This window comes from Psychroflexus salarius, from assembly GCF_900129035.1.
Classification (GTDB): Bacteria; Bacteroidota; Bacteroidia; order Flavobacteriales; family Flavobacteriaceae; genus Psychroflexus; species Psychroflexus salarius.
This window is the reverse complement of sequence record NZ_FQTW01000005.1, coordinates 94,071-108,263: the sequence shown is the minus strand read 5'-3', so window position 1 is coordinate 108,263 and position 14,193 is coordinate 94,071. Positions and strand designations below refer to the sequence as shown.

Here is a 14,193-nt window from a genome sequence, read left to right as displayed (position 1 = left end):
AAGGTACTACACTTTTAAGCATAAAAAAACCCGAGCCTATTGGCTCGGGTTATATAAAAAACACTTATAAAAATTTTATTTCTTAATAATTCTAAATGTTTGTGTTTGACCTTCAATAGTTGCTTTAACTAAGTAAACACCAGCTTGAACATTATTGAAGTTCATATCAACCGTATTAGATTTTGGTGAAAGCGACTTCACTTCTTGACCTAACATGTTATAAACCACAACTTCATCAACTTGAGTTCTAGACTCAATAGTAAAGTTGTTTTCTACTGGGTTTGGATAGTAGCTAAAGTTAGCACTGCTAAAGAAATCTGTATTAGATGTTGTGGCATTATCAGTCACTTCAATGCCAAATGTACCATCAGCATTAGAATAACCACTTACCTGAACATAATAGGTTTCTCCATCTGTAAGTTGGTCGTTAGAAATGACTGATGTCCAACCATTACCAACAATATCACCACCATCTTGATCACAATCTATTGGAGCACCAAATGTCGATGCGTCAGCACAATCTGTTGGTGCAGCATATAATGCTATTTCAGTATCAGTTAAAGTACCGCCAATATCTGTGGAGATGGTAACATCACCTGAAGTTGGCGCTTCAAATGTAAACCAAACGGTTTTTTGTGCACCACCAACATAACAACCACCAGCTGGTTCGTCAGTTTCAACTGTTGCACCAACATTCGTGTATTCATCGGCAACACCTTCATCACCAACTGTTAAAGCGATTGCATCGCAAACATTATCATTAGCTGGAGGAACCGCTAAAGTTGTAAAGTTTAAAGGTCCTTCTAATGCGCTTTGTCCGTCAGTATCACAGTCAGACTGGATATAGAAATCATATGGCATATTAGGATCTAAACCAGTTAAAGGTAAAGATTCTGTACCAGCGGCCAATACATCCGTATCTACCGGTGTTGCTGTATCAGGATCTGCACCTTCATCAAAAATATACCAGATATAACCATTAGTTGCATCTACATTATCTGTCCATGAAAAATCAGCTGTTGTAGTTGTTACATTTGCAACCGCTACATCAGTTGGAGCAACACACGTAGGTGCAGGATAACAATCAACTTCATATTCAAAAGTTGTTCCAGTAACTGAACCATCCGATACAACATAGAAAGAAATCTCTCCAGTAGGAGACTCATAAGTACCTACAATAGAACCAGCTCCAGTAGCAATTATATTACCTGTACCATCAGCGGCATCAGTAATAAACCAGTCATCACAACAAGATTCAGTAGAACCAGCCGTAAATGTTAAGCTAATATAGTCACCTGGTGTGTCAGCAATAAAGCCTAAGGCATCAGCTGAAGATTCATTGTTATCATAAGAATATGAGCCAACTGAAGAACAATTTCCAGGACCTTGAGTAAATATACTTACAGGTCCAGCAAGTGGACTTAAGCCATTAGCATCACAATTTCCTTCAACATAAACATCATAATTTGTAAGAGGCTCTAATAAACTTGTCGTAGCTGTTGCTACACCAGCAGCTGTTGACCCTGAATCAATTTCTGTAGCTGTAGTTACATCAGCACCAGATTCGTAAACATACCAGTTGTAACCAGCAGTGGCATCTGTATTGTCATCCCAGTTAATTTCAGCAGAATTACTTGTAATGTTAGAAACTGATAAACCTGTAACTTCAGAACATGTTAATGGTGTTCTTACTTTAAACTCATCGATAAAGAAGTCATAATCTTCAGTATCATTTACGCTACCATCAGTTGCCCAAAACGCGAACTTAACCGTTCCTGTGTAAGCTGAAAGATCAAAAATTTCAATCTCTCCTGTTTCACTAGGGTAATCAGACTGATTATAAGTTCTAAGTGCAGTCCAAGTAGCACCATTATCTTCAGTAATTAAAACTTGAACTTCATCATCAGAACCCATACCAGCGCCTTCTGGAGCATTTGAGTTATTATAATCTGTTAATCCTACACTGTAAGCAAGTTCATAACCACCAGCCGATAAATCAAAGCTTGGTGAAATTAACCAATCTTCTCTGTTATCTGTCCATAGATTAATACGAGCAGCGCCTGTAGTACCATTATTTAAAAAGCCGTCAGCAGACCATAAACCAGAACCTAAGTCAGATGGACCAGTTGTTGGGTCACCACTTCCTGCTTCTTCCCAGCAATCTGGTGTAAATGTGTCGAAAGATTCTGTGTAATCTGGTGTAAATGCAACACAATCAGTCACAAAAGACTCAGGACCTAAATATTCACTTGGGTCTGGTTCAGGACTACAAACTGAACGGACATAAACATCATAAGCCATATTATCTGAAAGACCAGTAACAGAAGCCATAGTTTCACCAGCAGCGGTAGTTCCTGAAGCAGCTGGCGTGTTTGCGGCATCTAATGGATCTTCTCCATCAGCCATAACAACCCACTCGTAACCAGAATCTTCTGTATTTGAAGCTGTCCAAGAAATCTCGGCTGTAGAAGCCGTAACTTGGCTTATAGTAAGTTCAGTTGGCGCAGCACAAGCAGCAGTTGTTGTAAAAGTTACTGGACCGGCTAAAGAACTTTGACTTGCACCACAATTCGCTAAAACATAAACATCATAAGCTGTGGTAGGGTCTAAACCTGTAATGGATGCTGAAGTTTCTCCAGCTAAGGCTTGACCATTAAATAAAGGCGCTTCACTTTGGGCATCTGCACCTTGAGCATAAACCGCCCAAATATGCGCTGAAGTACCACCATTATTTCCAGTAAAAGTAAGCTCTGCACTATCTCCAGTGATGGTATTGATTGCTAAATCAGTTGCTGGAAAACAAGAAGGTGCCTCGTTTACATCAACATTATCGATAGCCATGTCACTTTCAAAACCTGAACCTCTAGTGGCTCTAAAGATGATTTGAACCGTCTCTCCTGCATAAGCGTCAAGAGCAACTGTTTGAGAAATAAATGGGTCATCTTCAGTAGTTTGCTGCTGACCGGTCAATGTAAATATTGTTGAAGTTGATGTACCGTTATCTACAACCACTTCTAAAGTTCCCATATCACCACCAAACATGTGATAATCAAAATAAAGTGCTGGTGTATTAAGTGTTGATAAATCAATTGATGGCGAAACCAAATCAATCACATCACCTTCATTACCAGATGTAGCCTCAGTAAAAAAATAATTACCATCACTCACTCCAGCTGCTGGTCCGGTTCCACCTGATGATGTGTCTGTATCATCAGCAACTTCCCAAAGATATGCTGTACTTGTTGCTGTCCAGCAATTTTCATTAGAAAAAGCAGAACTAGAAACCGTGAAGCTTTCAAAACCTGTATCATAAGGCGCTGTAAGAGCAGAACATGCAGTTGTGAATTCAAACGGACCAGTTTGCGTACTCTCATCATTAGCACCACAAACAGCGGTTACGTAAAATTCATATGATGTTTCATCATCTAAACCTGATAAACTCACACCTAGTGTGCCATCGTTATCTGAAACTGTCGTTCCTTCAGTTGCTGGATCAAAACCTGCAGGTCCCCAAACAACTTCCCATTCTGTTTCAGCATTACCAGCTGTCCAAGTTAAGTCTGCTGCTTCATCTGTAATATTAATTGCATCTAAAGCTGTTGGCGCAGGACAAGTTTCATAATATAAAGCAAAATCTGTAGGCGTAGATTCTTGAGAATCATCCCAAACCATGGCATAATAAGTATTTCCTGTTGTTAAACCTGTAATATCACCATCGAAATTGTTTAAACAATTTGTAGTCAATTCAGTTAAGTTAGCACAATCAGGTCCCTCAAAAATAGTTATTCCAGGATCATTTGCACCTGAGATAAACTTTAATGTTGACGATGGCGCTACAAAAGAATACCATACACCATAATTACCAAAAGCATCACAATCGACCAACTCAATTGGTTCTTCTGTGGCATTAGCAGATATAAAACTTGTTAACTGAGTATCATCAGTTGTAATTGTTAAAGCAATGGCTCCTGTACAAGCATCGTTTACTGCTGGACAAGCGTCTGCAAACGATCCCAAATCAACATTACAATCGGTGTCAGACTCATGCTCTAAAGTTAAATTAACTGGTGTACCAGCTGGAAATGGTCCAACCGTGACTACGCCTGTTGCGGTAACATCAGTACTCGCAACACCTGCATCATTAGTAAGACTTAAAGTTGCTGAATCACCTAAATCAGTTACATCAACATCAATTGAAAATTCACCGTTAGCACAATCTTCAACAACAGTAGCTGTTGCTTCAGGCAATACACAGTTAACTTGTTGGTTTGCTGCAAAATTATCTACATAAAAGTAGTAATCACCAGCAGCCCAAGTGTTAGCTATTTGTAATTTTACATCTGTTCCTGCTGGCAAATCAGCTGCATCAATAGTTGCAGTAACATTAGCACAATCTGCAGAGACTGTATGATTACTATCATCAATTGTTAAGATGGTCACCCAATTGGTGCCATCATCAGTTGAATACTGTAATTCTGCAGTACCCCAGCCAGCTCCTTGAGGTGTGGTTGGATTTGAGAAATCGTATTCAACAATTTTGTAGTCAAAACTAATCACTAAATCTGTCCCATTAGAACCGCCAACGTAATTAGGTGATGTTAGATTTCCAGTGTCGCTAAAACTATAAATATTATCGCGTTCGGAGTTCCCAGCACAAGAAGCAGTAACTGTATTTCCATAAGAACCAGACCAATCAGTTGGCGTTCCTGAATCGAAGTTTTCAGAAACTAGAATTTGCCCTTGTCCTTGCCATGAAATAGCAAGCAAAAAAGCAAACAAAAATGTAATTCTTTTCATAATTGTTAAATTTTAAATATTTATTAGTTAACGAATATATAAAAATTAACTATTCGTTAAACTTTAAAACAAAAAAAAACTCCACAAAAGGAGTTTTTTAACATAAAATCTATCACGTTAATACCTATTCAAATTTTTCAATGACTTCTTGGCTAACACCAACATTCGAAAATCCACCATCGTGAAATAAATTTTGTAGAGTCACTTTCTTGGTTAAGTCTGAAAATAGAGTCACCGTATAATCAGCACATTCTAATGCAGTGGCATTGCCTAATGGCGACATTTTCTCTGCATAATTAATAAACGCATCAAAACCCTTAACACCTTTACCAGCAGTTGTAGGTGTTGGCGACTGAGATATCGTGTTAACACGAACCTTACGGTCTTTGCCAAAGAAATAACCAAAACTTCTTGCAACTGACTCTAAATAAGCTTTATTATCGGCCATATCATTATAATCAGGAAAAACACGTTGCGCTGCCATATAAGTTAAAGCTACGATACTTCCCCATTCATTCATCGCATCCTTTTTATGTAAAGTTTGCATAACGCGGTGAAACGACATGGCAGAAACATCTAAACCTTTATGCGTCCAATCATAATTTTGGTCTGTATATGCTCTACCTTTTCTTACGTTAATAGACATGCCGATAGAATGCAACACAAAATCTATTTTACCACCTAGTATTTCCATTGATTCTTCAACTAATTTTTCTAAATCTTCAAGATTAGTGGCATCAGCTGGAATTATTTGCGCATTTGTTTTTTCGGCAAGTTGCTTAATAGAGCCCATTCTCATGGCAATTGGTGCATTAGTGAGCACAAATGTTCCGCCTTCTTCGTGAACGCGTTCGGCGGTTTTCCATGCAATAGAGTTTTCATCTAGTGCACCAAAAATAATTCCGCGTTTACCCTTTAATAAATTATAAGCCATAGTTAAAAATTGAAATTTTAATTTGTAAAAGTAAAATTTTTATTGACGCAATAAAGATTTTGCGTGCGAAACTGCTGAAGTTGAAGTTTTACCTCCAAGCATTTCGGCCAACTCTTCAATGCGTTCATCACTTGTAAGATTTCTGATTTGTGAGTTTGTAACTTGATTAATTTGAGATTTAAACACTTTAAAATGTTCATTACCTTTTGAGGCAATTTGTGGTAAATGCGTAATTGCAATAACTTGCATGCGTTGTCCCATTTCCAGCATAACATCAGCCATTTTTGTTGCTATTTCGCCAGAAACGCCTGTATCAATTTCATCAAAAATCAAACTTGGTAGATGCTGCTTTTGTGATAACAAAGCTTTTAAAGCTAATGTAATTCTAGAGAGTTCTCCACCCGAAGCAACTTTTGAAACCGCTTGCATATCATGACCTGTATTGGCTGTAAATAACCAATCAAACTGATCTGCACCTTGTGAACTAAATTGTCCTGTAAATTTTGCTGAAATTGAAAACCTAGCTTCAGGCATTCCTAATATAGACAAAGTGTTTTGAATTGAAGTTGAAACTAATTTTGTAACTGATTTTCTTTTTTCAAATAATTTTTTTGCCGCTTGTTTTAATTGGAGTTGAGCTGCTGCAATCTCTTCATTAACTTCATCTAAGTCGAGATTGGCGTTTTGAGAAGCTTCAACTTGTTCTTGCAAGTGGTTTCTAATCTTGATTAATTCTGTTACATCTTCAACCTGATGCTTGGATTGTAATCTGTATAAGTTATTCAAGGTTGACTCTAAAGTCGTTTTTAATTCTGGATCATTTTCAACTGTTTCAAGATGGTTTTCTACTTCTTGCTGAATATCTTCAAGTTCGATTAAACTACTATTAACACGTTCAAAAATAGCCGATAAACTCATATCTATTTGGGAGGCGGACTTGAGGTCTAATTGAAGTTGCCGTAACTGGTTGGTAAGACCAATATCTTCATTAGACATTAGTTGGTAAGCAGCAGATAGTTTTTCTTGCAAAACTTCTACATTGTCTAATTTATGTTTTTGCTGCTCGAGTTCGGTTTGATTAATCGTTTCTAACTTTAAGGCGTCGAGCTCTTCAAGTAAAAACAAATTATAGTCGTAGTTTTTCTGCGCCTCTAATTGGCTAGCCTTTAAGTCTTCTAACTTTTGTTTGAGTTGTTTTAAATTTTGGTAGGCACTTTGATAATCTTGGCGTTCTTCTTTACTTCTAGCAATGGCGTCTAAGACTTCGTATTGATAATCTTGCTGAGTAATGCTTAAGGTATCATGTTGTGAGTGAATATCTATGAGATGCTGACCTAATTCTTGGGCTTGAGATAATTTTGCTGGCGTGTCATTAATAAATAGTCTTGACTTGCCAGATGGTAAAATTTCACGTCTAATAATTGTATGGGCATCATAGTCAAGCTGAAGTTGATTAAATAAAGTATTTAAATTATAAGTCTCAATAAAAAACTCACCTTCAATAATGCATTTATTGGACTCATTTTTAACCGCAGATAAGTCGGCTCGTTTACCTAACAACAAACCAATAGCACCTAGTAAAATTGATTTTCCAGCACCGGTTTCGCCGGTTATTGTGGTAAAACCCGTGTTTAGATTCAATTGAACGTCTTCAATTAAGGCGTAATTTTTTATGCTTAACTTTTGTAACAAGCTTTTAAATTTTGAGTGTAAATTTACAAAACAAGCACCAATTTTACACTTAAAAGCTTAAGATTTGATTTGCCGCCAAGACCGACTATGAATCGGAGCAACTTTTTGTAGCATATTTTTAACAGCTTCATGATTTTCTGGATTTCCACCACTAAATATTTCAAGAATTTCGTTGGCCTTGGCATCAAAAAATGTACGAACTAAAATAGAATTTGGCCGACGATTATTAACTGCTTGAACTTTATTTAAGGCCGAAACAATTTTGGCTTTTGCCAGGTCTGGATCAGAGTAAAATTGATCTAAGCCTAAACGGTGGTACTCATAAAAAGCTTGCCTAAACTCTTGAAAATTATTAGATAATAAATCACGATTAAGCGCTGCTCTACTGTTAGCATTTCCTGAAATTAACCATCCCGAACCGCGTTGTTGTGAATAATTTACGATTTGGTTAGCTTCTTCAAAAAATGAATTTCCACTAAGCTCTTCAAAACTATCAGCATCTAAACCTAAAATTGTTTTTAAATAAAATGAAATAACTGAAATTAAATTATTTTCGAATGAATTTGGCGAATAATTGAAAACTTGAAATTCTTTATAGGTAAAACTAAGCTCGTTATCTTTAAAATTAAGTATTGGTGAGAACTTGTCACTGCCATAAATTGGTCGTGATGCTTGAACTTGTAAAGAGGCTTGAAATTGGTTATTATTAAAGGACTTTACAATAATAAAAAAGCTGCAATTTATTTTTTGATGATTTTCTAATTGGTAAGATGACCAAGAATTTCTATTAATAAATTCGGTTAATTGCTGCTCTAAAGTTTTAAAAACCGTAAGTTGATTTTTACCCGTCTGTTGGGCATCGACAACAACCTCAGCATTAAACTCTTGAGCATTGACTGTTGAAAAGCAAATCAAGGCTATAAGAATAAAACTAAATTTAACTGTATTAAGCATAAATTAATATTAAATTGGTTATAAATGATTTGGTTTTACAACTTAATTTAAGAAAAAAACTTTTCTGAAATTAATTGAAGTACTTTAAGCGCTAGTTTTTGTTTAGAATGTTGACCTAAATCTATTTGCTCTTTGTTTGATAAAAATTGCAAGGTATTTTGATCTGAACCAAAAACAAGATTATTTTCACTTAAAGTATTAACTAATATAGCATCTGCTTTTTTACGTTTCATTTTATCTCGAGCATAGTCTAAAGCATTTTGTGTTTCGAGCGCAAAACCAATTAGTACTTGATGATTTTTAGTTTCACCCATATAACTTAAAATGTCAGGTGTTTTTTTAAAACTAATATTCAGCAATTGGTCAGACTTTTTAATTTTATGCGTGTTAACTTCAACTGGTGTATAATCTGAAACAGCTGCGGCTGCAATAGCCAAATCTTGTTTATCAAAATTAGCTTTTACGGCATCAAACATGTTTTGAGTTGATTCAACTTGAATAATTTGTAAGTTAGGATGTGACAATTGTAAGGCAGTTGGCCCTGAAATTAAACAGACTTCAGCACCTAAGTTTAAGGCTGCTTCAGCAAGTGCATAGCCCATTTTACCGCTAGACCGATTACCTATAAATCTAACAGGGTCAATGGCTTCGTAAGTTGGTCCCGCTGTAATTAATATTTTTTTTCCGTAAAAACTTAACTGACTTTGAAGGTGGTTTGTTATAAATTTTACAATATCTTCAGGTTCAGCCATTCGGCCTTCGCCAGATAAGCCACTCGCCAATTCGCCAACGCCTGGTTTTATAAAAACATTTCCAAAACTAGAGAGTTTTTCTAGGCTGGCTCGTGTACTTGGGTGCTTATACATGTCTAAATCCATCGCTGGGGCAAAATACACTGGGCATTTAGCCGAGAGATAAGTTGTAAGCAATAGATTGTCAGCATTACCATGAGCCATTTTGGACAAGGTGTTAGCTGTTACTGGCGCTATAATCATCATATCTGCCCACAAACCAAGGTCAACATGGTTGGTCCAATTACCATCTTCGTCTTGTAGTTGATGTTCAACTGGGAAATCTGAAAGCGTAGCTAAAGTTAGTGGAGTAACAAAATCAAGTGCTTTTGGCGTTGTAATTACCTTAACTTGAGCACCAGATTTTTTAAGTAGTCTAAGTAAAAAAATAGATTTATAAGCGGCAATCCCACCTGTAATACCAAGTAATATTTTTTTGCCGCTTAACAAATGCATTAAATCTCTTCGCTTTCTTTAGTATGACGGTAGTAAATTTTTTCTTCTAACCATTCTTCTAAAGCTAGTGCATGTGGTTTAGGTAAACGCTCGTAAAACTTAGAAACTTCAATTTGTTCTTTATTTTCAAAAATTTCTTCTAAACTATCATTATAAGTTGCAAACTCGTCTAGTTTTTCCAACAATTCACGTTTCATCTCTGTATTAATTTGGCTTGACCGCTTAGACACAATTGAAATTGCTTCGTAAATATTATTGGTAGGTGCATCAACAGCATTTTTATTAATTGTTGTTGTTGAAATAGGTGCGTTAGAATCTTTAATATTAGTTTTCATAAGCTTTTTTGTTTAATCTCTCGTTAATATCGTTTAAATAGTTAGTTGCTAATTCAGAAAATTCACCATCTGAATAGTAGCGTAGATAATCTTCTGCATAAATTTTAGCAGCTTCTAAACGTTCTTCTGTTAAAGAACGTAAGCTGTTAATGGCTAAAATATAGGCTGATTCAAATTTATAAAAGTAGGCCTTTTCTTTAAAAGGTGTGCCTGGATAATCTAAAATATAATTATCTAAAGCTTCAATTGCAGCTTTATAGCGTTCAGTATGATGATATTGTTTAGCAATTTCGTAATATTTTTTGTCTAGCTTGGTTCTTAATTCTAAAACAATATCATTGGCTTCAACAAAATATGTACCTTCTGGGTAAACATTAATATAGGTTTGTAACTTATCTAAAGCCTTTTGAGTTTGCGATTGGTCTTTACTATAAACAGGTGAAACTTTATAGTAGCTTTTAGCTGATTTAAAGATAGCTTCTTCAGTTTTTTCACTTGTAGGGTAAGATTGCGCAAAACGTTCAAACAAATAAGCAGATGTATAATAATCACCATTCAAATAATAAGCATTAGCATTCATGTAAGATAAAATTTGACCTTGAGGCTTACCTCTATATTGAGGCAAAATTTGCTCAAACAATCGTATAGATCTTGTGAAGTATTTTGATCGACCTGTTTCAACGCCTTTTTCGTAAAGGGTTTTTGCTAAATCAAATTTTGGCGCAGGTTCTTCATTCTTTAAAACCTTTTGATACTCGCTACAACTCGTTAAAAACAGAGTTGCTAAAAGTAAGCTAACTATATACTTCATCTAAATTAAATATTTTGCAAAATTACTGATTATAATCTAATTATGAAAACGCAATATTTCAAGGCTTATTTTACAAACCAGCCATAAAGGTTTTTATTTCAGCTTTTAACTGTTTTGAAGCTTCTACTAATGGTAACCTTACAGTAGCTTCAGCAAGGTCTAAATGCTTAAAAGCTGCTTTAATACCAGCGGGATTTCCTTCTTTAAATATTAATTGAATGCCATGCATAAATTGATAATGCAATTCGAATGCTTTATTAACATCTCTATTTAAGCCGTAATTAACCATAGCTGAAAATTCTTTTGGAAAAGCTTCAGCCATCACTGAAATTACACCAGCACCACCAGCTAAAACCATTGGTAATGTAATCATATCATCACCAGAAATCACTAGAAAATCTTCAGGTGTATCCCGAATTAAAGTCATTGCTTGCTCTAAATCGCCTGCAGCTTCTTTAATTCCAATAATTTGGTTAAACTCATTTGCTAAACGCACAACTGTTGCAGGTTGTATGTTAGAGCCTGTACGACCTGGAACATTATACAGAATAATTGGTAAGTCACATACTTTTGCCAAACTTGCAAAATGCTGATATATGCCTTCTTGTGTTGGTTTATTGTAAAAAGGTGAAACAGAAAGTATTGCATCAAAACCATCAAACTTTGTTGATTTTATATCGGCTAATAGTTGTTGGGTATTATTAGACCCTAAACCTAGCACTAAAGGAACCCGATTTTGATTAACCTCAACAATTGTTTGTTTGACGCGTTCTTTTTCTTCATCACTTAAAGTTGCACTTTCGGCGGTAGTTCCTAACACAACTATATAATCGATGTCATTGTCTATTTGAAAGTTAACCAATCGCTCTAAAGCTTTATAATCAACTGATAAATCTGATTTAAACGGCGTGATTAATGCAACACCTGTACCTGTAAACTTTGAATTATGCATATGTAATTTTACTTATATAATTTGAAACTTCTTTAAAAAACTGTTCTGGTTGTGATTCTGATACTGAAACTGAAAATTTATTCGGAAACTCATCTGTAATTCCTATATTAAAAAGAGCTGAAATCATTGAATTGATGAGTTGAAGATAAGACCTATTTGAAGCATAAAAGTTAAAACAAAAATGATAAGATTGATCTAAACATTTTTGAAGTGACTCGGTTTTTATATTTGCCATCAGGTTGAAGTCTTTAGGCGAAATCAACTTTAAGTTTTCAGTTGATTGATCTCTCAAGTTAGCTAGACTTTTTTCACTTCCAAAACCAATTAACTGTAATTCATAATTTTTAGATTCTACAAAGTAATTTTCAAATGACTGTTTTAGCTGCTTGAAGTCCGTGCAATCTGTATGAAACAAAATTAAAGCACGATTATCACTGAAAGTCTGCGTTCTAATTTTTGAAAAATTAGACTTAATTTTTCGAGAAATAAAAAACTGCCTGATCGGTTTTTTCATAATATTCGTCCTAAAACAAAGCTAAGCATAATTAATGCATCAAAAAAAGTCCAAAAATAAATTTGGACTTTTTAAATATTGTAAAAGTAGCCTAAGACTTCAACCAAGACTGTCTTAATTGGTAAGCATTACTCGATAACTCTAAGTCTTTTGCCTTTAAGGTTGATTTTTCAATTTTAGGTTGTTCTAATTTTGATTCAAAAGTCAGTTCTTCTCCATCACGGATTACTGTCATTTTAAAGTCATCTCCTTCCTTCCAACCCATAGAATTCATGATTAAATTTCTAATGTTATCTAAGTTATATGTCGTACCGTTGATACTTTTAATAATATCGCCAGGTTCAACACCAAGGTCATTAAAAAAAGTATTCATAGGATAAGATGTTCTAAAAAACACCTCTTTTGTACTTTGATTAACGTTAATAAAAGGCGTTTGTCCATTTAAAAAATAGCCAGTATTAGCCATATCAGTTGTTTGCTCTAGACCAACTTTATCAAAAAATAATTCAAAATCTAGCGGCGTTGTTCCTGAGATGTAAGTGTCAAAGTAATCTTCAATTTCTGGATAAGTCATAGCAACAATATCATCAAATAACTCATCATCATTAAATGGTTGTTCTTTACCGTATTTAGAAATCAATTTCTTCATAAGGTCTAAAATACCCATTTCTCCATTACTTAATTCTCTAAGTTTAATGTCTAAAGTCATACCAATTAAGGCGCCTTTTTGGTAAACATTATAGTAACTGTCTTTATACTCTTTTTCAAGAATATTTTCACTCATTTCTGTAAATGGCATTGTGCGATCAAATGAAGCAGCTGTACTAATTTTATCATTGATTCGGTTATAAAACTCTTGCTCAGAAATTAAGCCTTGATTAACTTGAAACAAGTTAGCAAAATACTCCGTTACGCCTTCATACATCCATAAATGTTTAGACATTTTAGGGTCGTTGTATCCAAAATAATGCACTTCATTAGAATGTATATTTAAAGGAGTAATAATATGAAAGAATTCATGAGAAACAACATCAGTCATCGTTTGCTTAAGTTGCTCTAAAGGCATGGTTTCAGGTAAAACCACAGTCGTTGACGTATGGTGTTCTAAAGCACCAAAACCACGAGCATCGGTGGCTTCCATATCAGACAAATACAGTAAGATAGAGTAAACTGGCGTATTATCAATATCGCCCAAGAAGGCTTTTTGAGCCTGAATCATTTCTTCTAAAGCAGGTTTTAAGTCATTTGTAGAATAAGTTTTATTAGGCGAATAAATACTTAATTCAACTTGCATGCCTTGAATATCAAAACTTGTTGTATCAGGCTTTGCATACATAATTGGGTTGTCAATAATACCGAAGTAACGATTTGTCACGAATTCATCAGTAGTATAATTAACTTCATTCAATTGACTGGCAACTGGAAGCGATGTTGAAGCTACCAAATCATTAGGACGCTTGACTTCTAATTGATGCACTTCTTCTTGCATACCTTCAAAATAGCCAACAAAACCATGCAAATTAAGCATGAAATGTTCATCAGCTACAATGTTTGTTCCAGCAGGAGAAAACACATCGCCTTCACCTTCAATATCATAAGTATCATTAACTAAGTATTGAACTTTATCTAATTCCTTAGCATTACTAATTTCCCAAGAATTCTGGTTAAGTTGCTTTACTGGCAATGATTCACCATCATAAGAGATAGCTGAAAAGTCTTCAACAAACTGACCGTAATTATTGATGGCATAGGTTCCTGGAATTGTTTTTGGAATATAAAAAGTGGTTGTTTCAGTTGAAATAACACTTGGATCGTGAACCACTTTAACCTGGTCATTATCTATGTTTACTAAATCTAAACTAATGCTAACACCAGATTTTTCTTGTTTGGGTTTAATATTACAAGCCACTAAAATTAAGCTTGATAAAACTAAGAGACTAATTTTTTTCATGTAGTT

General features: G+C 35.0%; 10 protein-coding genes. All 10 read right to left on the bottom strand.

Features of this window, described 5'->3' with window-relative positions:
* Positions 1-75 precede the first annotated feature (75 nt).
* Positions 76-4,797 carry a fibronectin type III domain-containing protein gene (locus tag BUB82_RS07635; protein ID WP_073193022.1) on the bottom strand — a complete coding sequence of 1,574 codons (4,722 nt, stop codon included), beginning with the start codon at positions 4,795-4,797 and terminating at the stop codon, positions 76-78.
* A gap of 124 nt (positions 4,798-4,921) precedes the next feature.
* Positions 4,922-5,731, bottom strand: a complete 810-nt coding sequence (locus BUB82_RS07630) for an enoyl-ACP reductase FabI (protein WP_073193021.1) — start codon at positions 5,729-5,731, stop codon at positions 4,922-4,924.
* Between the two features lie 39 nt (positions 5,732-5,770).
* Positions 5,771-7,423, bottom strand: a complete 1,653-nt coding sequence (recN, locus tag BUB82_RS07625) for a DNA repair protein RecN (RefSeq protein ID WP_073193020.1) — start codon at positions 7,421-7,423, stop codon at positions 5,771-5,773.
* Between the two features lie 57 nt (positions 7,424-7,480).
* Positions 7,481-8,377, bottom strand: a complete 897-nt coding sequence (gene porD, locus BUB82_RS07620; protein WP_073193019.1) for a type IX secretion system protein PorD — start codon at positions 8,375-8,377, stop codon at positions 7,481-7,483.
* 47 nt (positions 8,378-8,424) lie between these two features.
* On the bottom strand, positions 8,425-9,624 hold the full coding sequence (gene coaBC / locus BUB82_RS07615; protein WP_073193018.1) for a bifunctional phosphopantothenoylcysteine decarboxylase/phosphopantothenate--cysteine ligase CoaBC: 1,200 nt from the start codon (positions 9,622-9,624) through the stop codon (positions 8,425-8,427).
* Complete coding sequence (locus BUB82_RS07610) at positions 9,624-9,959, bottom strand: DNA-directed RNA polymerase subunit omega (RefSeq protein WP_073193017.1); 336 nt, start codon at positions 9,957-9,959, stop codon at positions 9,624-9,626. Before BUB82_RS07610 ends, coaBC begins: the two co-directional genes overlap by 1 nt.
* The gene (locus BUB82_RS07605; RefSeq protein ID WP_073193016.1) at positions 9,949-10,770 is read right to left on the bottom strand and encodes an outer membrane protein assembly factor BamD; all 822 of its coding nucleotides are present in this window, start codon (positions 10,768-10,770) and stop codon (positions 9,949-9,951) included. The genes BUB82_RS07610 and BUB82_RS07605 overlap by 11 nt, the downstream gene beginning before the upstream one ends.
* A gap of 70 nt (positions 10,771-10,840) precedes the next feature.
* Positions 10,841-11,722, bottom strand: a complete 882-nt coding sequence (dapA, locus tag BUB82_RS07600; RefSeq protein WP_073193015.1) for a 4-hydroxy-tetrahydrodipicolinate synthase — start codon at positions 11,720-11,722, stop codon at positions 10,841-10,843.
* Positions 11,715-12,236: a DUF6913 domain-containing protein gene (locus BUB82_RS07595; RefSeq protein WP_073193014.1), complete on the bottom strand. Its 522-nt coding sequence runs from the start codon at positions 12,234-12,236 to the stop codon at positions 11,715-11,717. The genes dapA and BUB82_RS07595 overlap by 8 nt, the downstream gene beginning before the upstream one ends.
* A gap of 91 nt (positions 12,237-12,327) precedes the next feature.
* Positions 12,328-14,187 (bottom strand): M61 family metallopeptidase, encoded by a 1,860-nt coding sequence (locus tag BUB82_RS07590; protein ID WP_073193013.1) that lies wholly within the window; start codon positions 14,185-14,187, stop codon positions 12,328-12,330.
* Positions 14,188-14,193 lie beyond the last annotated feature (6 nt).